Annotated in this window: 17 protein-coding genes and 2 pseudogenes; 6 read left to right on the forward strand and 13 right to left on the reverse strand. The window is 68.1% G+C overall.

Translation table 11 applies throughout. From position 1 onward, the window contains the following. Window positions 1-271: 271 nt before the first annotated feature. On the reverse strand, window positions 272-625 hold the full coding sequence (locus tag OO62_RS33905) for a hypothetical protein (RefSeq protein ID WP_157850185.1): 354 nt from the start codon (window positions 623-625) through the stop codon (window positions 272-274). Window positions 626-1,007: 382 nt separating this feature from the next. On the opposite strand from OO62_RS33905, the gene OO62_RS33910 reads away from it, so the two are divergent. Together OO62_RS33910 and OO62_RS41450 are read left to right on the forward strand one after the other, a co-directional pair. Next, a complete protein-coding gene (locus tag OO62_RS33910) occupies window positions 1,008-3,548 on the forward strand; it encodes a DEAD/DEAH box helicase (RefSeq protein WP_078617499.1) in 2,541 nt (846 codons plus the stop codon). A 58-nt stretch (window positions 3,549-3,606) separates the two neighbouring features. Continuing rightward, window positions 3,607-3,732: a hypothetical protein gene (locus OO62_RS41450; protein ID WP_282916360.1), complete on the forward strand. Its 126-nt coding sequence runs from the start codon at window positions 3,607-3,609 to the stop codon at window positions 3,730-3,732. A 326-nt stretch (window positions 3,733-4,058) separates the two neighbouring features. Here OO62_RS41450 and OO62_RS33915 read toward each other — a convergent pair whose 3' ends face one another. Further along, window positions 4,059-5,276, reverse strand: coding sequence for a hypothetical protein (locus tag OO62_RS33915; RefSeq protein WP_211267960.1), 1,218 nt, complete (start codon window positions 5,274-5,276; stop codon window positions 4,059-4,061). A gap of 605 nt (window positions 5,277-5,881) precedes the next feature. Here OO62_RS33915 and OO62_RS33920 point away from each other — a divergent pair. Beyond that, window positions 5,882-6,229, forward strand: coding sequence for a hypothetical protein (locus tag OO62_RS33920; protein ID WP_051733838.1), 348 nt, complete (start codon window positions 5,882-5,884; stop codon window positions 6,227-6,229). Between the two features lie 61 nt (window positions 6,230-6,290). On the opposite strand, the gene OO62_RS39785 is transcribed toward OO62_RS33920, so the two are convergent. The 3 genes from OO62_RS39785 to OO62_RS41105 all read right to left on the reverse strand — a co-directional run bounded on the left by OO62_RS39785 (window position 6,291) and on the right by OO62_RS41105 (window position 9,469). Next, window positions 6,291-6,428 carry a hypothetical protein gene (locus OO62_RS39785; RefSeq protein ID WP_157850186.1) on the reverse strand — a complete coding sequence of 46 codons (138 nt, stop codon included), beginning with the start codon at window positions 6,426-6,428 and terminating at the stop codon, window positions 6,291-6,293. Window positions 6,429-6,570: 142 nt separating this feature from the next. After that, window positions 6,571-7,611, reverse strand: coding sequence for a YaaC family protein (locus tag OO62_RS33925; protein WP_033271553.1), 1,041 nt, complete (start codon window positions 7,609-7,611; stop codon window positions 6,571-6,573). 1,570 nt (window positions 7,612-9,181) lie between these two features. Further along, the gene (locus OO62_RS41105) at window positions 9,182-9,469 is read right to left on the reverse strand and encodes a hypothetical protein (RefSeq protein WP_248782309.1); all 288 of its coding nucleotides are present in this window, start codon (window positions 9,467-9,469) and stop codon (window positions 9,182-9,184) included. A 244-nt stretch (window positions 9,470-9,713) separates the two neighbouring features. Between OO62_RS41105 and OO62_RS33940 the strand changes: the two genes are divergently transcribed. Next, window positions 9,714-10,388: a hypothetical protein gene (locus OO62_RS33940; RefSeq protein ID WP_033271556.1), complete on the forward strand. Its 675-nt coding sequence runs from the start codon at window positions 9,714-9,716 to the stop codon at window positions 10,386-10,388. 1,574 nt (window positions 10,389-11,962) lie between these two features. Here OO62_RS33940 and OO62_RS33945 read toward each other — a convergent pair. Together OO62_RS33945 and OO62_RS33950 are read right to left on the reverse strand one after the other, a co-directional pair. Beyond that, a complete protein-coding gene (locus tag OO62_RS33945; protein WP_078617501.1) occupies window positions 11,963-12,607 on the reverse strand; it encodes a TetR/AcrR family transcriptional regulator in 645 nt (214 codons plus the stop codon). 283 nt (window positions 12,608-12,890) lie between these two features. Then, the gene (locus OO62_RS33950; protein WP_241691913.1) at window positions 12,891-14,138 is read right to left on the reverse strand and encodes a glycosyltransferase; all 1,248 of its coding nucleotides are present in this window, start codon (window positions 14,136-14,138) and stop codon (window positions 12,891-12,893) included. A gap of 1,520 nt (window positions 14,139-15,658) precedes the next feature. Between OO62_RS33950 and OO62_RS41455 the strand changes: the two genes are divergently transcribed. Beyond that, window positions 15,659-15,817 (forward strand): DUF7196 family protein, encoded by a 159-nt coding sequence (locus tag OO62_RS41455; protein WP_358458643.1) that lies wholly within the window; start codon window positions 15,659-15,661, stop codon window positions 15,815-15,817. Between the two features lie 510 nt (window positions 15,818-16,327). Here the strand turns inward: OO62_RS41455 and OO62_RS37255 are convergent. The 3 genes and pseudogenes from OO62_RS37255 to OO62_RS33975 form a co-directional block, all read right to left on the reverse strand. After that, window positions 16,328-16,861 (reverse strand): GNAT family N-acetyltransferase, encoded by a 534-nt coding sequence (locus tag OO62_RS37255; protein WP_051733839.1) that lies wholly within the window; start codon window positions 16,859-16,861, stop codon window positions 16,328-16,330. 54 nt (window positions 16,862-16,915) lie between these two features. Then, window positions 16,916-16,999 (reverse strand): annotated as a pseudogene (locus OO62_RS33970) (ATPase); the annotation flags it as partial. Between the two features lie 378 nt (window positions 17,000-17,377). After that, complete coding sequence (locus OO62_RS33975; RefSeq protein ID WP_033271560.1) at window positions 17,378-18,040, reverse strand: DUF4097 family beta strand repeat-containing protein; 663 nt, start codon at window positions 18,038-18,040, stop codon at window positions 17,378-17,380. 263 nt (window positions 18,041-18,303) lie between these two features. Between OO62_RS33975 and OO62_RS41825 the strand changes: the two genes are divergently transcribed. After that, a complete protein-coding gene (locus OO62_RS41825) occupies window positions 18,304-19,086 on the forward strand; it encodes a GbsR/MarR family transcriptional regulator (RefSeq protein WP_033271578.1) in 783 nt (260 codons plus the stop codon). Between the two features lie 380 nt (window positions 19,087-19,466). Here the strand turns inward: OO62_RS41825 and OO62_RS33985 are convergent, their stop codons facing one another. The 3 genes and pseudogenes from OO62_RS33985 to OO62_RS33990 form a co-directional block, all read right to left on the reverse strand. Beyond that, a complete protein-coding gene (locus OO62_RS33985) occupies window positions 19,467-20,234 on the reverse strand; it encodes a GNAT family N-acetyltransferase (protein ID WP_033271561.1) in 768 nt (255 codons plus the stop codon). A 197-nt stretch (window positions 20,235-20,431) separates the two neighbouring features. Next, a pseudogene (locus OO62_RS41125) lies at window positions 20,432-20,542 on the reverse strand (IS5/IS1182 family transposase); the annotation flags it as partial. A 142-nt stretch (window positions 20,543-20,684) separates the two neighbouring features. After that, window positions 20,685-21,107 carry a hypothetical protein gene (locus OO62_RS33990; protein WP_051733840.1) on the reverse strand — a complete coding sequence of 141 codons (423 nt, stop codon included), beginning with the start codon at window positions 21,105-21,107 and terminating at the stop codon, window positions 20,685-20,687. Window positions 21,108-21,466 lie beyond the last annotated feature (359 nt).

Below are 21,466 nucleotides of genomic sequence, written 5' to 3' on the forward strand. Positions count from 1 at the left end.
CCACAGCGCTGCGCGCTGTGCAAGCGAACCACCTCGCTTCGCTCGGTGGTCCGACCCGCTTCGCGGGTCGGGCTGGGGTGCTGCGCACCCCAGTTGCCCGGGGGCTTCGCCCCCGGGCTCGGCCCTTTCGGGCCGTCAGATCCCGCGCTTCGCTTGGGATCTGAATGCGCTTCGCGCACGGGTCGCTGCGCTCCCCTTTGGGCCTTTCGGCTTCGCCTCCAGGCCGGCCCGCTGTCGCGGGCGGCTGACTGGGCGGGTGGGGGCTGGGGCGTCAGTTGAACTTCTGGCCGTCGACCCGCTTGAAACGGCATCCGATGCTGTTGTCCGGGTCCTCCCCCGATATTTGAAGGAGGGTCAGCTGACCGTCCCCCTGCAGCATCATCAACGGCTCGAAGGTGTGGCCGTTCTTCACTTCGAAAGTCTGCTTGCCCTGGAAAGCCTCGAGCGTCCAGGTTCCTTTACCGCTCTCCCTGCCAGTGATGCGGTAACCGTTGTAGCCCGTCGCCCACCGCTTCCACCGCGCCGAACCATCCTTCTCCAGTACGAGAGAGGAGTCGCACGACTCGCCGGCGTGCCAGCGCCCCACTAGGTCGGAGCGGCTGACGTCTTGCGCTTCCGGTTCCATGAAGCATCCAGTCAGGATGCCTACGCCAAGGCAGAGTAGGACCGTGACGACCAAGCGTTTGTTCATTCCCGCCCCTGTTTCGTGGTTGCGGACAGACGATATGCCGCGGTCAGACGCGAGTCCTCTTCAGGGTTCGGGAAGGCCGCACGCTTCCCTTCTCTCTTGGTATGCTTCATTTATACATGCGGATAAAGACTGGACTCAGGTAGCGCCACCGCTCAGCGGGAACGAGCCGTTCTAGATCCCGCTTCCTCCCGATCAAAAAACACGATCGCTCAATCGCGGTGGCTTCGGCCTGACTGACTTCATGTGATCTGCGCATGCTTCTTGCTCCCCACCACATGTGACACTCCGGCCGCCAAGAGGAGGAAGGCAGATCAGGATGGCAGCACACGACCTCCGTCCCCACCAGCGAGAAGCCGTGGACGCGGTACAACGTGCCCTCGAATTGCCCGCACGTTCGACTGTGCCTGAGCGAGGGCTGCGGACGCAGGTGGTCATGGCGACCGGATCCGGCAAGACCCTCGTTGCCGTGCGCAGCGCCGAGGAACTGAGCGCCGGCCGCGTCCTGGTCCTCGTCCCCTCACTGGACCTGCTCGCCCAAAGCGAGGCCGCGTGGCGCGAGGGAGGCCGCCGGGGCCCGATGATCGGTGTCTCCTCCTTGCGGGGCGATGAGGTGGGCTTCCCCAACACCACGGACGCGGACGCGCTGGTGGAGTGGACTAGGCGTCTGAACAAGGTCACGGTATTCGCCACGTACGCTTCGCTCGGGCTCGGCACGCTAGAGCGCGCGCACACTGCCGGCCTTTCCGCCTGGGATCTGGTCGTGGTCGACGAGGCGCACCGCACCTCGGGCCGGCTCGGGAAGCCATGGGCGGTCGTCCACGACAACCAGAAGATCCCCTCCCTGCGCCGCCTGTACATGACCGCTACCCCGCGGCTGTGGCAGCTCGGGGACGAGGACGAGGCCGGCGTACCCGGTGAGTTGGTCGCGAGCATGGAAGACGACTCCGACTCGCCCTTCGGCAGTCGCTGCTTCACCCTGACGCTCTCCGAGGCGATCGACCGGGGAATCTGTGCCCCCTACCAGGTGGTGTGCGTGGACATCACCGACACCCAGCTCCAGGCCGTCCAGCTCCTGGGAGCCGAGCAGCGCTCGGACAAGGTCCGCGGAGCCCGCCTCGCCGCGCTCCAGACCGCCCTGCTCAAGGCATCCTCGGAGGAGAACTTCCGGCGCACGCTCGTCTTCCACCACGTCGTCAAGGAGGCCGAAGCTTTCGCGGCCGGCCTCCCGACCGTCGCGGCGCAGCTTCACGCCGCTGCCCCCGAGATGTACCCCAAGACGATCTGGGCCAACTGGCTGTGCGGGGAGCACAAGCCGGGCCACCGGCGCCGTGTGCTGGGCGAGTTCGCCGACGGGATCGCCACGGAAGGCACCGTGGTGGAGAAGGGCTTCCTGGGGTCGGTGAAGGTGCTGGGCGAAGGCGTCGACACCACGAACTGCGACTCCGTCTACTGGGCCGACGTACGCGGCTCCATGCCCGACCTCGTCCAGGCCGTGGGCCGGGCGCTGCGCATGCAGCCAGGCGAGGGCAAGGTCGCCTCGCTCGTGGTGCCGGTGCTGCTGGGGCCGGGCGAGACTGCGGACAACATGCTCACCTCGAAGGCGTACGGCGGGCTGGCGAAGCTGCTGGAGGCTCTCAGAGCGCATGACTCCCGGGTCGTGGAGGCCTTGGCCGAGCCACAGGCACAAAGCCGCGTTAAGGGCGTACAGAGCCGCTCAGGGGGCCAAGACGGTGGAGGAGGCCACGGGGAGAGCGGCGACCGCGGACTCTCCGCGCCGGCCCGTGCACTGCTGAAATTCTCCACACCACGCGACCCGGCCGCCTTGGCGGCGTTCATCAACCTGCGCGTCCTCAACCCAGAACACCAACACTGGCGCCGCGGCATCGAAGCCGCCACCCTCTACCACCGCCGCCACGGCGATCTGCGGGTGCCCTTCACCTACCGCCTCCCCGCCGGCGGCGCGCAGGAGGAGGCGGCGGAGGAGGAGGAGGAGGAGGAGGAGGGGTGGCCGGCCGCGCTTGCCGCGTTCCCGCTGGGGCAATGGATCGCCGACGCCCGACGCTTCTACGCCCGCGGCGCCATGGGCTCCGACCGTGTGGCGCAGCTGGAGCAGTTGGGCATGGTTTGGTCGCACTACGACGTCGCCTGGGACGAAGGACTCGCCGCAGCCCGCGGCTGGGCTGCCGAGAACGGACACCTCGCAGCACCGACCGACGCCACGTATCGGGGTTATCGCGTAGGGCTCTTTCTGAAGAACGCGCGGGCGGCCGCCCGGCGAGCGGTGGTGGACGAGCAGCGGCATGCGCAGGGGCTGCCGGTTCAGTCGTCGGCCGGGGCGCTGTCGGACGCGCGGCGTGAGCAGTTGGAGGACATCGACCCTGCCTGGTGCCCGGCATGGCCCATCGACTGGCAACGCTGCTTCCACCTCGTCCGGACCCACCTTGACGCCGACGGCGCGCTGCCTGTGGCGCCGGGTGACGTTGTGCGGCAGGGCGAGGATCTGGGGCAGTGGGTGCAGTCGGTGCGGCTCGGGTGGGACCAGCTCACGACCGTGCAGCAGTGGCTGTGCGAGCAGGCCCTTGGGATCGAGCCCGCCAGCGAGGAGGAGAAGCCGAAGCCGCGCCGTACGCAGGCTGACAAGTGGGCGATGAACTACGAGGCCGCCAAGCAGTTCTACGAGCGTGAGGGGCACCTTCAGGTCCCCAGGAAGCACATCGAACGCGTCGTCGTCGGTGAGGACCAGGAGGAGCGGGAGCACAAGCTGGGGGCCTGGATCGGAAATCAGCGCAGCCGGGCCGCCACCCTCACACCAGAACGGGTGCAGCAACTCTCCAACATCAGCATGCGATGGACATGACGGGCATCGCCGCCGTCCTCGCGCTCGCGGCCGGCTAACTGCCCGGACGGCTTCGTCCGTGGCAGCGACTGGGCGACGTGCGGCCGACCAGACCCACCTCACCGGAGCGTGGATCTGGGACGGCGCCGGGCGGCAGGCCATCGTCGTCCTGGTCCACGTCGTCACCGCGCCGCGCACCAGCTAGCGCGTGATGCGCGCCCCGGCCCCCAAGACGCGGGCGCCGGCGCCCGTACGCGATCCGGACTGGGTCGCCAACCACACCCAGGCAGACAGGGGAGGCACCGCGTGAGCACCGAGCAGCACGACGCCGACGCCTGCGGCCAGGAGCTGGCCCGCATCAGCCACCACTGACGGGGCTCCTTGAAAACGGCCACCCGGTACTCAGGGTGACCCCACTCCAGCTCGTGGCTATCCCCACTCATAGGACCCCTGACCTGCGGACGGACCCCACAAGGGAAAGGCAGCCTGATAGCCGGCCAGATCCGAGCGTGTGGCGGGAGGGGTGTGCGGTCAGCGGCGGGAGCGCCGTCGAGTGATCAGCCAGGTGCCCCCGACGATGATCAGGGCGAAGACGGCCAGCCCTGCGCCCAGCCCGGTCAGCAGCCACAGCCGCTCGCGCAGTTTCAAGTTGCCGTTGAGGGTGACCTGGAGGGAGCCGATCGCGAAGGCGATCGCGGAGGTGAACACGGCGACGAGTTCGACGGCACGTACGGAGGAGCGGTGCATGGCGCGCTCAAGCTCGGCGTTGGCGGCGTCCTGGCGCCGCCAACGGACTTCGTGTTCTGCCTCGCGTGCTGCCCGCAGCCGGGCCTCTTGGATGGCGTCCCGCTTGACGAGGTATTGCTCCAGGATCAGTTCGTTGCTGAAAGTCCTATGGCGGGCGAGCATGGCCACTGCGGCGTCGACGTGTGACAGGGCCGCGTCGTGGTCGGCGCACAGGTGGTGGGCGGTGGCGAGGCGGAAGCGGAACATGTGGTCATCGGGATGGGTGTCCACCGCCTCCTGCGCGAGCTGGCGCAGCAGTTCGCCCTGGCCGTTGAAGGGCACAGAGAACGCCAGGCCGTTCAAGCACACGTCCACTACATGCCGCGATCGCTGCGGGGCCGACCAGGCCCGGTCGAGGAGGTCGCGGGCGTGTTCGGTGGTCACGGCGCGGCTGCCGAACGCCGCGAAGGAACGCAGTGCCAGGACGACGGGCTCATCGCGGTGAGGACCGGCGGCGGTGGCGAGGGCGGAGGCGGTGAGTACGGAGTTCAGGTCGTCGAAGGAGAAGTTCGCACGGAGCTTTCCCGCGTGATAGAGCAGCACGGTCAGGGCCAGGTCAGCGGCCTCTGGGGCGCCAGCGATGCTGCGCGCCGCCTCGTCGAGCTGTTCGCGGGTCTCCAAGTGGGACCGGTTGATGAAGCCGTTGCCCAGGGTCCACTGCTCGCGGACGGCGGAGCGGCATCCCGGCGTGGTGTGCACGGCGATCCAGCGTGCACAGGCCAGGGCGGTTTCCGAGGACGGACTCTCGGCGAAGCGCCGCCGCCAGTAGCGGTCGGCGCAGACGAAGAACGGATCGGTCACGAAGTCTGCAGACCTGACCTCGAAGTCCGGCTCCTGTCCGCCCTCATGCAGGCATAGAGCGGCCTCCTGGGCGATGCGACCGATGTCGGCGGCATCGGCGCCCACTGCCGCTGCCAGCCGGACCCGTATCTGCTCGTGCACCTGTTCCTGCGTGGCCGACACGTCCATCGAATTCCCCCGCGATCGTTCTCCCAACGGGAAACCCTACAGGCGCACGTCAGCGTACTTCCCGAACGGCCGCACGCCGACCGGGCTGTTGGCGTGGCCATCCATGCTCTTCGCTCCCCACCTGTCCTACGCTGTCCGGACAGCAAGCGAAACGAGGCGAAGAGCAGGGCTGGCCGTTTTCAAGGATCCCCATCCCCACCAGCACGAGGCCACCGCGGCGCGGTTCACCATGTTTCAGGCCCTGTCCGCCGTCGGCATCGGACACGAGCAGGCCGACGACATCGTCTCGAAGCTGGAGGCCGGAGCGGTCGCTGGCGCCCACACCTGGAACTCCGAGAGCAGCGCCCCGCTCGGATCCGAAGAACGGTTCGAGGACGGCTGGTTCGCCGGCGTCTGCGACGTCACCAGCTACCTGCTGCGCATCGCCGACACCACCGCCCACGCGCAGCGCGGGCGCGCCGCCTCCAGCGCCGCGCTGCACGCCCACCTCCAGCAGCCGGCCTTCCCCGCCCTACCAGAGACCCCGGTGGAGGAACCGGCCCCGACTCCAGCGCCGCGCTGTACGCGAGGCGCGTCCTGGCGGTGGCGGAAGGGTTCACGTGGGCCATCGCCGCGCCGAGCGCCACTGGCCGGACGTGGAGTTCCTGGACGTCGCCCTGGGCGCGGTGCGCACCGAGGAACGCGAAGGGTACATCGAGCGCCTGGAGGCGTTCGTCGAGCAGCATCGCGCACGCCTGGAGGAGCTGCTGCGGGCGTACGGGCCGGGCAGTAGGCCCGCCTCGCACGGCCGGTACGCACTGATTGGGCGGCCCGAGACCCTGGTCATCCTGGAGCGGATGGAGACCAACCCGTTCGGTCTGCGCGCTCAGGGGGAGAAGGAGTTGGAGGACGTCTTCCTGGGCGACCTCGAGTTCGCGTGGGGGCCACGCATCCGCCTCAGCCGGTGAGCAGCCGGGAACGAGCGGCGGGGCTTGGCAAGGTGATCCTGTCCGGCCCCGCTGTCGTCGGTCAGCCGAAGTCGAGCGTCTCCTGTGCGAAGTCGGCCGGGGTCGGGCTGGGCAGGGGCGGGCGGTGCGCCGTCCTGGCGCGCGGCTCCCAGCGCTCGATCAGCTCGTCCTTCCAGCCCTTCTCCGGGGGCCACGGCACGCCCCACTCGGCGAGTTGGGCACGTGTCCACGCCCCCTTGGGCGTCTTGGCGGCTTCGATCTGTTCGGGCGACGGCAGGACGGGCAGGACGCATAGGACGAATCGCCAGTTGGAGAGGGGGACACGTCCGTGCGCGTTCCGCTCAAGTGCTCACCTCGGTGATCGTGTCCGCGATCAGGACGGGCAGGTGGTTGATGGCGCGTTCCAGGAGCCGCTCGATCGGGACCGCGTGCTGGCTGTTGTCGACGCTGATGAGCGTGCCCCAGACCGCGGGTTGGTAGCGGGCGAGCATGGACAGCGCGTACAGGACCGCCCACCAGGCCATCAGCGGGTGTAGTTCTCGCTTCATTGGCGGGTGGACGGGCAGGAAGTACCGGTCTCCGGCGTAGCTGCGGGTCATGGCCCGCAGGTAGGCCCTCCGTTCGGCCCCGGTGGCCGGTCCGTCGAATCCTGTCCCCGCCCCCTGGGGCATCTGCCAGTTGATCGTCATTTCGCCCTGGCCGGGGAGGCGGCGACTGTATTCCGGAGGTGCCTGCGGCCCGGGGCCGGTGGTCACGTAGCTCTCGTGTCGAGCTACGGCCGGATACGAGGTCAGGAATTCGGCCAGTGCCTCCCGGGTGCCGGCGTCGATGACCCGGTCCGGGATGTTGCACACGTAGGCGGTCAGGAGGGAGTGTTCGTGGATGCCGACGCTGGCCTCGTCGACGTACAGCGGGGTGAGCCGGTCCCTGGTGGTGAGCGGGTAGCGGAGGTTCGGGGGCAGCAGGTCCCACACGTCCTCCAGGCGCAGCGGATTCGTCTCCCACACCGGTGAATCGAGTACCTCACTGACCTTCACGAAGCTGCCCTGGGTCCCGGGCGGGTCGGTGCGTATCTCGATGTCGGGGAAGGACAGGTGGAACCCCGTGGTCTTGATCCCGTGGGAGTCGAGGCGCCAGTCCTGTCCCTTGAGGGACCAGGCGGCGGCCGCGATGGCACGGCCAGCCTGGCTCAGGCCGTAGAAGACCGGGACCGGGCGCGTAGCCGGGCCCACGACAGCGGCGGCCTGGAACAGCTGCTGAGCCTGCTCCAGGGCTGCCGAGTACGTCTTGCGGCGGGAGCCGGTGTTGGCTCTGCCCGGTGGATCGGAGCGACTTGCCCGCAGCCGCTCCCACGCCTGATCGGTGCCGAAATCACTGCGCATGCCGAGAGACGCTACCCGGCTCCGCGCAGCCCCGCGGGGGATTCCTCTACTGCCGTGTGGCCAGCCGAAAGGCCACGAAGCTCGGGCCCGTTGCAAGTTCTCGCGAATCTGCGCGCGTGGTGCTGTCCGGTGTCTGCTGCGCAGCTCAAGGGGTGTGGTGGGGCATTTTCGCGAGGAGGCGACACAAGCCCCTGCCTTGGCCGAGAGTCACGCCGCCCGAACGGGATCCACTGAATCGAGGAAGTGCTGATGTGCCGTCACAACCGTGCAGGGGCAATGCTGGAGCCGATTGGCGCCAGCGTGGTAGCGCCACCCCGGCACGGGCCTACTGGCCCGAACGAGGGACGTGCTCCGGCCGAAGGCCGAGCCGACAGCCGACCGCGCGGCGACCAACCGCGGACGAGGCCAGCTGATCTGCCCAAGCCTTGCACCTCCCTCCGCGCCGAAAGACACCGTCATGTCCCACAGCACCGATCCCACTCCCCCGCTCTCGCAGATCCCCAGCCGCCGGCACCGGCTAATACGACGCCTCCGTACCTTCACAGCCTGGGCGCCGCGCGTCTTTCCGTTCCTCTTCATCGCTGCCGGCCTGACCATCGGCCTCACAGGACCGACCGCCTTGGGTGTAGCCCTTATCGGGGCAGGGGCCATGGGCGGCAGCATCCAGATCACTGTTCACGTCCGTCGGTGAGGGACTGATCACGCCAGAGGCCCGGTTCGCCGAACGCGACCGGGCCCCGAGCCTCGGCCAAGAGCACTTCCTTGAGGAGCTTGGCTGCGGCGCACCTCCGTCCAGCCGGTGCGCCGCAGTCCGCGGCTGTGACCAGGCCGACCGGCGAACGTAGCGGCAGCGGTGTGCGGAGACGACGCGGCAGGCCCATACGGTCAGGGCCGTTGGCCGGTGGGCCTGCGGAAAGACGGAGTTCGCCCAGCAGCACCGCGGCCACCTGGAGGCAGACGCTGGGCGCGAACGGGCCGGGCAGCGCACGGGCCGCGTGCGGTCGCTACATGCTGGCCGGCCAGCCCGAGACCCTGGTCCTCCGCGAACGCGGTCAGCTGCCTTCTGCCACTGCACCCGGCGCTTTCTCTCCGGGCAGCGGCGTTTCCGGGATCTGGCCCGGGTGGTAGGTCCGTTGTCGCTCGCCGGGTGGTCTGCGGAGCGGTGAGCGATCGCCGGCAACCGACGGATGCGAGCGTGACGCGCCCACAATCGGAGGAACGCCGAAAGCAAGGCACCGAACGGGGATCCAATGAGCTGGTTGCCCCACCGATCAGACCCGAGGATGTCCCCATGCGTCGCGCCCTTACAGCGGTTGCCTTGTGCGCCGCGACCGTTGCTCTCACGCTCGGAAGCGCGGGATGCGCCAACGCGGACACTTGGATCTCCCCGCGACAGTGCCTGGACGGAGGCGGGCAGGTAATGCAGATCGAGCCCGGGCTGGGCACCTGCGCCGGCGGGACGTACGACGGCACCGAGGTGCGCGAGCAAGCCTGAGCCCATTCGATTCCACTAAGCCCTGCCACCGCCCCGCCACCACGACCGCGAACGGGCCCGCGAGGCGCGACGCACTCAACAGCGCAGCCCGACCGGTCCGCCCAGCCGGGGCCACGTGTGTTCGCGGGGAACTTGAACAACCTCCTCAACGACAACGCGGGGCTTGAGGCAGCGGCAAGGCGTACACCTGGTACGCGCAGTGGTTCCGTCGTCGGTGCGCCGGTCGCGCAGCACGATCTCCACCGCGATCAGGGAGTGCATGACCGCGATGGTGGAGAACTCGTAGCAGTAGTACGACTGGCGCAGCAGCTCGCGGGCCGTCCGCAGGACGGTCGCCGCGGCCTCGGGAGCGCCGGCGGGCACGACCAGGTCCTCAACGAGGTCGTGCCTGTCGGCGTAGCTGTTGGCGAAGAGGTGGGCGCGTTCGAAGTCTCGGAGGGTACCCCCAGACCTCCTGAGCCGAGAGCGGTTCCCAGGCAGCGGAGGCACACGCTCCGCCGTGAGGAGCAGGGCGACGACTCGTGCACCTCATTTGAGTACGCGTGCTCACTCCGAGCTGGGCATTTGCGCCTAACCGCTCGCTGCCCCGCTGACATACCGTCCTCGTATGCCCGAGGAAACCGCACCGACCGCCACCTCGACAGCGTCCGGGCGGCCCTCTTCGGTGGGGGCGCCTGGATGCGGCTGCGCCGCGCTCGTCGTCTTCGTACTCGTCGTGGTCGTCTTGCTGGTATCGGGCTCATGGGGGTCGACAAATTTCCCCCGTGTCGCGCCCAAGGACATGGCCGCCCGTGCCTTCCAGCGTTCCCAAGATGCCTACGACGTCATGGGGTTCAAGCGCACCGTGAAGCCAGGAGTCGAGAAGATCGGCGTCAGTACGGAGAACACGTTCGACTCCGGGTTCTGCTACGACGGGGGGATGCTGGGGCTCGAGGACAAAACCGTCGATGGCGCCTACCGGCTGAGCCACAGTTGGGCGCTGGACCATGTCCCTGCCAGCCAAGCTGCCTCCGGCCTCCGTCACCTGCGCCGGCATCTGAAGGACAGCGGCTGGAAGGTCACCTCCTTCCGTGAGGGCGGGCGGGGCCAGGACTGGGACCTCTTCGTCCAGCGGGATGACGGGGCCGAGCGGATGTCCTTCACTTGGTTCCCGGACCGGGAGTACCTCACTGCCGGCGCCACCGTGCCCTGTGCCTACGACCCCGCTTGGAAGGCCGGCGACTCCGGCCCGGCCGGGGACCACGAGACGCCACCCGTCCTGCGGCCGACGCAACGGGACTAGGCTTCTCGACCCGCAGGTTCGTCTACGTGGCTGAGACGTTCGCTGTCTTCCGGGTGCGATGAGACAACCGTCGTGATCACAGGTGTGCGAGGCGTCCAGGGCGGTGCTGCGTTCTTCATTGCTGGTGTAGGGCATCTGCTGTCGGTCAGACGCTCTTGCCGAGAATGGCAGCGCGGTGCGGAAGGCGCATGAAACCCAGTGGCCTGACGAAGCGGCCACTCGTACTGGGCCCGCTGGACCCTGACCGGTCAGCAGTCACCGGCGCGGGCATTTCCCCATCGCCGTCAGGACGAGCCCTGCTTTGTACGGGGCAAGCTTCGTCGCCCGCACGTTGTCGGGGATCGTCGCCGTCGCGAGAGCTGCGAGCCACGCCCCCGAGGTGAGGGAGATCCCCTCAGGCTTGGCCCTGCCCAACTTCCAGCCACGTTGTTGCAGCCGTTCTGCAGCCAGACGAGCATCCCGCATGGTGAGGGTCCGGCGAGACAGGCGCCGGGAAGTCACCATGCAGGCACCCGGCAAGAGCCTGGGAGTCAGGTCCGTGTAGGTGCCGAGCCCCTGGCCGGCGGCACGCAGATCGGCGGTGACCTCGGCCCGTGTCTTGGCGGGGGGCGCAGACGGTGGCTTGGTGCTGGACGGCGGCGAAGGCTTGGTAGAAGGGGCGCTCGGCGTGCCTGACGTGGAGCACCCCGTCACCACCGCAACAGCCATCACAGCAGCGACTGCCAGGAACCCGAACTGTCTCATGCATCCCCCAGGGCACACAGGGTCACTCCATCCGGGCAGTCGGGCGGCTTCACGAGTTCGTGCACGTGGGTCAAAGCGGTTCCTCCCGGCTCAGGTGTCTACGCTGCCCGATTCTCGGTCCGCACCGAGGCCGAGACGGGATGAAGGCAGAGATCGGCCACGCGCTGGCCGGTCCGCATCCCTCAGCAGCCACGGGCTGGTGCACGGCAGGCAGGCCACCTTTGCCGGCGTGGCGCGCGGGCTTCAGCGGTGGGTTCTCGTGCATGCCGTGCATCGGTGGCGATAGCCACTTCAGTGCTGTTTCGGCACACCGGTGAGCATCCTCCCCTCTGGCTCATGCAGTGGATGACGCTGGCCAGTGCCATAGTCGGTGCCCTGATCGCGACTGCTTGCGCAGCCATGCTCGACCGCAGTCGCTGGCGCCGCGAGCAGGACGACCGCCTCCTCAGTACGCGATGGGTCTTGTACAGCGACTACCTCACCTGCCTCTCCCAGGCCCGAAACGCCTTTCGTAGCCTGGCTCGGAACCGGGACATCGACCCCGTTGAGCGAGAACGCTCCGCCTGTGACAGCTTCGCCCCGTGCTACGGCATGTGCTATCAGATGTCGATCACGGCTGCGTCGAACGTATTCGTCGCCTCCGAGGATGCCGCTCCGAAAGACTCAGGAGGAGGCCGGTGTCCAGGCGGGGCGCTGGATGACATCCGCACGCCGCGGTCTGCGGGGCTGGGCCGGCTTGGAGCTCAGCATGCGCTCTGCGCACGGGCGCTTCCCTCGGCACGGACTCCCGGCCGGGGCGCATCTCTGAAGATCGGGAAGGCAGCAGGTGCTTACGCGTCCGGGGCGACGAGGCTGCGGAGCAGGGGGGCGGCGATGCGGACGATGTCCTCCACGTCTGCCTCGGCCAGGTCGGGCAGGTGCAGCAGAAAGCGTTGGGTGGCGATGCCCATCATGATCGCGCTGAACAGTGCGGCTCGCAGTCGTGCGTCGGGGGCGTCGATGGTGGCGGCGATGCGATCGGTGACCTCGGCGGTGACGTGCCGGCGCAGCAGTTGTGCTGCTTCGTCGCTCGTCATGCTGGTGCGCAGGAGCACCACCATGGGGCTGTCGGGGTCCGCGGCCCAGGTGTCCAGCATGCCGCGCAGGCGGTTCTCCGCCGTGTGGTCGGGGTCGTTTGTGGTGAGTTGGTCATGGGGGATTTGCCATTGGACGGCCTCGCGGAACAGGTCCTGTTTGCAGCCGAAGTACTGGATCACTGAGGACTTGTCGACGTCGGCTTCGGTCGCGATGGCCCGGATGGTGGCGCGCTCGTAGCCGACCTCCGCGAACTTCCGTCGTGCGGCCGCCAGGATGCGTCGTCGTGTGCGCTCGCCTTTGCGCTCGTCGAGGGTGGCTTTTTTGGCCGGGCCGCCTGAAGCGGCCTTTCGCTGTGCGGCCTGTGCGGGCGTATTCGTCGCTACATCGGCCCAGGTCAACGTCGGTCCCCTTTCCGGTGCGGGCCCTGATGCTACAAGTGCCTCCGGGCGATGCCGAGTGCTTGATGGGGCGGGCCCGGAGGGGTTCGTAGGGGAGAATCCGACATCGGGTACGGGGGAGGGCATACCCGCCTCGGCTGTGCTTCGTCCTGTGTCGCCCGGACGCAGCGCGGCTGGTGGAGCGCCGCCGGGCTCCGGTCGGTGGGGTGTCCACGGCCGGAGCGCGGCGGAACGGTCCGGTGAAGGCTTCCCGGAGGTCGTGTGCGAGCGGTAGGCGTCCCGCTCAGGCAGCGAGTGCTGCTGCGTCTTTCACCAGCCGGTCGAGGTCCGGCAGAGCGTGGGTCCGGCGCTGGATGCCTTGGGCGCGGAACCGGTAGGAGCGGTCGTCGAGTACGTTGCGCACTGCTGTGGCCAGCGAGTCGTGTGTGACGTCCTGGACGTCTATTCGTGTTCCGACGCCCAGTTCCTGGAGGCGGCTGGCGTTGTGGGACTGCTCGGCGAACAACGGCACGGCGACCATGGGGACTCCGGCCGCCAGCGCCTCTCGCGTCCCGTTGAAACCGGCGTGTGTAAGGAACATGTCGCTGGAGCGGAGCAGCAGTTCCTGCTGGACGAACGAGGTCAGGTGGACGTTGTCGGGGCGTGCCCCGTCCCACTGTTGGGGGTCGCGGTCGGCGCCCAGGGCAACGACGCCGGTGACCGGCAGGTTTCCCAGCGTTTCGATGATGGTGTTGAGCAGGGTGTGTGCGCCGCCGGGAAGTCGGGTGGCGTTGGAGCCGAGGGTGGCGAGGACGAGGGGTCGGTCGGAGGGGAGTTGGGCGATGTCGGGGTCGAGGCCAGCCTGCGGTGTTTGGGAAGGGACCTGGTAGTAGCGGGCGTTGGGCAGTCGGCTGTCTGTGGGGTAGAAGTCTTCCGGGACGACGCCCGCGCGGAAGGCGCGGAACGGGTGCCAGGCGTCGTTGACCGGGGCCAGGCCGAGCTTGCTCCGCTGTCGGTTGAGCTCCTTCGTCACGGCGGGGTGGGCGTAGGGCGCCATGGGCGCGATGTCCAGAGCGCCGTGTGGGATACCGAGGCGCTCTGCCGCCAGATAGCCGCCGTATTCGGTTGATTCGTGGAGTATCAGGTCGGGTTGCCAGTCCTTCGCCGCTTCGAGGAGGTCCTGGGTGCTGGACTCGGCGAGGTGCCCGACGAAGGTCGCGGCGAAGAAGTCCGGCGCCAGTTCGAGGGTCACGGACCCGGCTTTCTCCATGCCCGGCGGGGGCTGGAGTTCACCGCTCTGGAACGCCTCCCCCATCGACTGGAGGTGGGGCAGCGTCAACGCGGTGAGTCCACGCTTGTCGACGTGTTCGATGACGCTGGGCCCAGTGGCGATGGCCACCTCGTGGCCCGCGGCTCGGGCCCGTTCTGCCACTGGCAGAACCAAGGGGGCGAGGTGCGAATAGATTGCCTGTGCGGTGATGAGGATGCGCATGTGCTCGCTCTCCACGATGCGGTGCAGGCCCCAACGTGTGGGCTGCACTGCGGACTTCACGGCCGACTTCTCAAAAAATAAACGCTTGTTGAGAATCTAGCACTGGCGTTCTTCGTGCCCTCCTAGGCCCCCGCAACGTCCCCTCGCTCTCGGCGACTTCGAGTCAGGCTCTGCAGTGTTCGCGCGTGCCGGACCGGCGTGGCCGATCTCGGCCACGCGCCGTGTCGGGCTCCGGCAGCGGCGAGTCGGTCGGCCGGTGGACATCGCGGTCGGCACGGGCGGGTGGGGCTGTCCGGCGGCTCGCCGGCGACTCCCCCTGGGCGATGTCCTCCGCGTGCCCCGACGGGTGGTCAGCCGTGGTCACTACAGGCTCGCCCGTCTCCGCCGCCTCCGGGACGTGCGCGCCGGCCGCGTCCCGACGGGGCTCCGGGGACTCGTCCTGCGTCCCGCGTGGGGGAGCGCACCGGCGGCCTGGCGTACCGGGAGCCGTACGCGCTGATGCCCACGGACATCCAGCCCGTAGGCATAAGCACGCGGAGGAGGAACAGTGGTGGCTTGGGGAGATCGAGGGCATCGCCCTGGCCTTGATGTTCCTGCGGACCGAGCAAGCCGACGCCATCTGCTCCTGAGGACGAACCACTGTTGGAAACCAGCAGTCCTGCCACCGCTACAGGCACGGCGGCAATCCGCTGTGCGCCTTGTGCCACGCCACAGTCGAAGCCGGGCGGACCAAGGCATCGGCCGGCACGTAGCGTCGGCTGCCGTCTACCGCTGACCTCGCCACAGACCATCTGTGCAGTTCACAGGCCGGGCGGGGTAAGCGTCTTGGTATCCGGCTCGGCTCGCCGTGCCGGCCAGAGCCGCAACGCCACGACGTGCTCATCCACGGCGTCCAGGAACTCCCCGTGACCTGGTAATCGGCACACCGCTCGCCGGACACCGGCCTGTAGATGACCACTGTCAGCGCTACGCCATCCGGGGTAATCCCTGGGAGTGATATGGCGCGGCCTCATGCGCCCTGGCTCTAATGGCTGTACCGACTGTGGGGTGCCCATCCTCCGTCGGGGGACAAGGCAGCGACCCTTGGCACGTCGTTGTTCGTTCTTGGGCACCCCGGCGGATGGACGTGTGCGAACACTGCTGTCCCTGGCAGCTGCTTGCGGCAGCCCCACACCAGACTCTTGGGACAGGGGCTGCTTCCATGACAGTAGTTGGCGCACAACCCACCCCTCACGGCGTGTTTTCGTGAGCCTTGCAGAGTTTGTTCTCGCCCTCGGCGCTACGTGTCGCCTCACCCGGTTCATCACCAAGGACACGCTTGCGGCGGGGTTCAGAATATGGATCGCTGCTCACTTCGGCGACGACTCCAAACTCTCCTACCTGGTCAACTGCTCGTGGTGTTCAAGTATTTGGGTCGCCTTCGCCGTCGCTTCGCTCGGGTACTGCCTCGATGGATCTTTATGGCTCCAGCTGCCGGAAACCGCTCTGAGTCTTTCCTACCTCGCAGGAATTTCTTCACGGTGGCTGGACTGAGCCACTCGACGGTGACATGAGCATCACAGAGATGAAAGGACTCCGGAATGCCTTGTAATTGTGGCGGTGGAACCCCTCAGACAGTGGTCGTCTACCAGCTGAACCTGCCGGACGGAAGGATCTACCGATACTTCACCTACCAGGAAGCTGACGCGGCCAACCAGCGCGCGGGTGGCATCGGCACCATCACCACCACTACCCAGTAAGGGTGTTGTGGCCCCGGTTCAGTGGCTGTCGGAGGGGGCGTGAGGGGTTGGCGCCGCCGTGACCAGGGCGGCGGGGCCCGGCGAGGGGATGAGGGCGACCTCGCTCGCTTCGCCGGGTTCGGACGGCAGGAGCTGGGGCACCTCCTGAAGCGCGGAGGCACTGCGTGGAGCCCTGAGCGACTTGCCGCACGGCGGCTCCAACCACGCCTTCACCTCAATGCCGACCGCGGCCGCGATCGTCGCGCACGGCCAGCCTTCTTCGCCGCGGGCAGCACGCCAAGGCCGCCACCACCGGGGACAACCTCGCACCGAAAGCGAGACACCAGCCGCTGAGTACGAAACGCCCACCATCACCGAGCAGTTGGACCAGGAGCTCCCCTGGCTGGCTTCGTTCATCCCAAGGGACAGCGCTTCTCGACGAGTTTCGACGGCAGTTGTTGATCAACCCCGCTTGAGATGTTCACGAGAAATGACGGCGGTGCCATGACCGGGAACGGCCGAAGCGCTTTCTCAACTGCAGTCGGCGACCGATGGGGCCTCGCGGGTCATAAGTAAGGTTGGCAGTCGCCCTCGCCAGAGGTAACGCTCGCCCGTGATCTCAAAGCCGTGGCGTTGGTAGAACCGGATCGCGCCTTCGTTGTAGTCCGCGACCCCCAGGCGGATGCGTGCAGGTCCTGCCCAGGTGAGGAACTCGGTCATCATGCGGCCACCGAGCCCGTGCCCCTGGGCGTGGTCCAGCAAATACATCGGTCCGAGGGTGACCGATTCCGATTCGTCCCAGTGGCCACAGAGATAGCCGACGATCTCCGTCTCGGACCGGACAACACGGCAGAAGTGCGGGGCAGGGTGCTGGTTTGCCACTTCGATGAACTCCCGCCACTGCGTGATGCCTTCCGCAGTAGCGGACGAACCACGATGCTCACGGATCCAGGACTCATCGATCCCTGTGTCCGGGTTGGGGTAGTTCTGCAGCCAGTTCCGCAGGTGCAAGGGCCCCAACGTTGCGGCGTCGTCAGGGTGAGCGGCGGTGATCACATAAGCCATGTCAGACAATACTGGTGCACTGGCCAAGTCACCGTGCAATTGCCCTGGGGAGGTTCACCCGGCCTTGGTGGACTCTTCCGCTCGGGCTCGGGTGGTCGCGAGGCGGTAGGAGTCCGTGCCGGTCTCGATGATGGTGCCGCGATGGTCACGCCGGATCGCCGCGTACAGCTCGACCCTCGACATCGGCGGCATGACCAGCACCTTTCACCAGGAGCATCCCGATGCTGCCCTGGCAAGAGACCCGGTGCCTCCCAAACTCATCAACACCACTCGTTCGTGATCCGGGGCGCCTCCCAAACTCATCGACAAGTGACGTCACTACTGCTCGATAAAGCCACCTGGCTGGCCGGCCCTCGTCGCAGGGTCCTACGGAGGGCCGGCCGGACGGAACACGTGTGATTCCTGCGGTAGGTGACCGGGAGTCAGGGCCCTCCGTCTGTGCGTCGTCTTCGGGTGTGTACCCGGGCATCGGGCCGGCGGGTGGTCGAGGGGGTGGCGGGCTGGGGTGTGCTGCTGTTAGAGGCTGCGGGCGGTGATGTCGCCGTGGGAGGTGGTGGCGCGGATGTCGAGTTCGGTGGTGCCGTCGTTCTTGAGGGCGTTGTTGATGCGGCCGTAGCTGGTGCCGGCGTCCAGGGTGGCCGAGACGCCTGCGGCGGCGCCGACGGTGATGTCGCCGGACTGGGTACGGAGCACGACGGTGCCGCCGGTGGCCTCGGTGATGCGGATGTCGCCCCTTGCGGTGCTGATCTCCGCGGGGCCGCCCAGCCGGCCGACCTCGACGTCGCCGTCGACCGCGGTGAGGCGGAGGTTCTTGGCCTCGTCGATCTTGATCTGGTGGTAGGCGCCTTCGAAGGCGACGTCGCCGAGGCGGCCGACGGTGCGCAGTTCGGTGCTGGCGGTCTTGGCCTCGATGCGGGAGCCGGCGGGCAGCTTGACCGTTACCTCGATGGCTCCGGAGGGGCCGAGGTACTGGTTCTTGGCCGAAGTCTCGATGTGCAGGACTCCGTCGGTGTATTCGACGGTGGTCTGCTCGGCTGCCTTCACGTCGCGGCTCTTCGAGGCGTTCGCAGGCAGGACCTCGATGGTGGTGTCGGCCCGGTCTGCGGCGATGAGCTGGATGCGTCCTGCGGGGATGGCCAGGACGGCGGAGATCGGGGTAGGGGTGTCGAACTTCTGCATCGTGCTCTCCTTGGGTACTTACGGCTCACTGTTTCCGAACAATGGAAACGCTACGTTGCTTTCTAGATCTAAGCAACGATGGCTTTGCGTAGAAGCAGAGTTAGTGCAGGTGAAGGCAGGGGAATCGTTGCAACGCTCTCTCGATTAACGCAATGATGGGACAGTCGGCCGTTGCAATGCATTGAAGGTGAACGCTATGGTGGGGGCGTTGAGGAACACCGAGCAGCACCATGGAGCAGCCGTGGGGCATGAAGGGGGTCGTGATGCCGGGAGGCAGGCTCACCCAGTCCGAACGCCAGCAGATCGCGCTGGGGCTGGCCGACAGCCTCCCCTACGCCGAGATCGCCCGACGCCTGGAGCGTCCGACCTCCACCATCACGCGTGAGGTCATGCGCAACGGCGGCCCCACCGCCTACCGCGCCGACCTGGCCCACCGCGCCACCCAGCAGCGCACCCACCGCCCCCGGCAAGCCGCGCCCCGGGGGTCGCAGGCGCTCCCGCAACCCTACGGACGCGACGCCGAGGCCGTGCGCGACTACCAGGAGATGCTCACCACCGTCTTCATGACGTCGGGCCTGCCCAAGATGATGGCCCGGGTGCTGGGCTGCCTCTACACCACCGACACCGGCCGCCTCACCGCCTCCGACCTCGCCCAGCGCCTCACGGTCAGCCCGGCGTCCATCTCCAAAGCGATCACGTTCCTCGAAAACCTGGACCTCGTCCGCCGGGAACGTGACGAGCGCCGCCGCGAGCGCTACGTCGTCGACGACGACCTCTGGTACCAGGCGATGATCCGCAGCGCCCGCGCCAACGATCAGTTCATCGAGGCCGCACGGCAGGGCGTCGGCATCCTCGGCCGCGGCACCCCGGCCGCCACCCGCCTGGAGAACGCCGCCCGCTTCCTCGACTTCGTCAGCGAAGGGCTCATCCGCGCCGCGGAGCAAGGTCGTGAGGTCCTCTACACCAGAGACGAAACGGCCTCGGACGGCACCGCCAAGCCGAGTTCCGATGACGGACAGACCGCCGACCCGACAGCCGCACCATGAGATGAGGTGGCGTGACGAAGACTCTGCGTGCTCGCCAGCGCGAGGCTGTGGACGCGGTGCTCCGCGCCCTCGAACTGCCTCCAAGAGCTCTTGTGCCCGAGCGGGGCTGCGGACTCAGGTGAACATGGCCACCGGGTCCGGCAAGTCACTCGTGGCCGTGCGCAGCGCGAATGCCAGGCAGGTAGGCACCTGGGTCCAGCTCGGCGTCGAGCAGCGGGAGCGGCTGACCCGACTACGCGTGTCCGAGGGGTCCTCTCAGGCCGCGCCAGGCAGGCCATGGGCTGCTTTCCCGGCGGTGCTGGCCAGTTTCGCGGTCACCGGCGTCCTCGTCGTCCTCGCGGCGCTGAGCCCGGTCGGACGGTTCCGCGTTCTGGGTGAGGTCAGCGTACGTACGGGGTGGTGGTGGCCAGCGGAACGAACCCGAGGCGTCGCAGGATCGGACGGCTCTGGTCGGACGCGTCGACCTGGAGGTAGCGGTAGCCGTGTTCGGCTGCGATGCGGGTGCGGAAGGCGACCAAGGCCCGGTAGACGCCCCGGCCGCGCCACTCCGGCACTGTGCCCCCGCCCCACAGGCTCGCGAAGGACGTACCCGGGTGCAGCTCCATCCGTGCGGCGCTCACCGGCACGTCACCGGCCATGGCGACGACCGCGGGAGGTAAGCCTGCGGCCAACTGGTCGAGCAACAGCTGCCGGTGGTACGGCCGCGCTTCGCCGAACGCCCGCTCCTGCGCGGCCACCGCGAGCTCGACCCCGCCAGCATCGGTCACCGGGAGCAGGCGAACACCCTCGGGCAGTTCGATGCTCGTGGGCAGGTCTTTGATGTCGGCGACCATCAGCGTCTCCTCGGGCTCGGGTACGAAACCCGCTGCCCGCAGCCGTCCGGGTAGGTCGGCCGGCCGGTCGTGCCCGTACAGCTTCCACTCGAAGCCGCGCCCGAGTGAGGTGAAGTACTCCACCTGTTCCGCTACCGCGGCGTCTGCAGTGGCTTCGTCCAGGTCCGACCAGACGATTCCGTTCCAGCCGTCAGCGTCTGCGCCGACATGGCGTACGACGCCGCCCACCCGCTCCACCCGGGCTCCGGGCCCATCGGCCCGGATGCCCTGTCGCATCTCGCGGTCGAAGACCGCCAGCACTGTGTCCTGATCCATCCGCTCACTCCAGCATCACCAGGCGCAAGAGGCAACGAAAAATGAGCGGACCGGGCCGGCCCCTACCCGAAGCGGGCCCAAGCCACGGCCTCGCGGTAGCCGCCCTTGGCCTGCGCGGACTTGAGGCGACGACGGCAAGAGTGCGCACAACGCCGACGCCATCACCGCGGTAAGTCCGCTAAGGACTGTCCAGCAGGTCACGAACGAAGCCAGAGCCGAATGGCTGCAACGGTCACGGTGCCGTGGAAAATGTACGCCCTCTTGTCGAAGCGGGTGGCCACGGCACGGAAGCCCTTGAGCGCATTGATCAGTTCACCGCGGACGGGGCGCCGGAAGCTGGCGAATCTGGGGCTGGAGTGGGCGGCGAGCTGACGTGGTCGTGCGGGGTGGTCCGGCCGAGGCGCGGCCGTGGGCAGTGGTCGTGCCGGCTGTCCACGGCCGCGTGCCGGGTCAGCGGACGTGCACCGTCACCACGTCGGAGGCGTGCAGGCGCACGGGATTGTGGTCGTGCCGGCTGGTCAGGCCGTACAGCACCGCCCGGAATTTCAGGTCGCCGCGGCGCGCGGAGGTGCCGTGTGCGGTGACCCGCGCGTCGCCCTCGACCGCGGCGCTGCAGCTCTCCTGGTGCCACCCTTGGCCGAAGCCGCTCTCCTCCAGGCACAGCTGATGCAGGTAGCCGGCGCTGTCATCGTCGCCCTGTGCCTTGACCGTGATGGTCTTGCCGACCTGCACCGTGCGCGGCGCCGTGATGTCCACACCACCCTTGGCGAACGCCGGCCCGGCGGCCAGAGCCACCGAGGCCACACCCAGCGCACCGATCACCGCCGCACGGCCGCCCCGGCTCTTCATCCCGGACTTCTTCGTCCTGGTCATGGACTTCCCCTCCCGTAGATCTCCCCACCTGGCGAGACCCACCCTTCGCAAAGGCGCCCGGTGCGCCTGGCTGACCCTCAAGAGGAGCCGGACACCTCGCTCGTTGCCCCGCACCCGGCGCCGTTACCAATTCACGACATAACCCGCTAACCAGGGCATGATGACCTACGCTGCCGACGACACCGCTGCGGGCCCCGGCGGCAAGACCCCTTCGAACTCCTCGGAGCCGCCTCGACGACCTGAGGGAAGCCGCTCTGCTCCCCGAGCAGCGCACCACGCTCCGCGAACTCGGCATCGAAGGGGCCTCACAGGGGCGTATCCGGTTGCCTCCTTCACTCGCCACGGGCCAACAAGGTGAA

The sequence above is a fragment of the Streptomyces lydicus genome (genome assembly GCF_000717345.1).
Lineage (GTDB): Bacteria > Actinomycetota > Actinomycetes > Streptomycetales > Streptomycetaceae > Streptomyces > Streptomyces lydicus.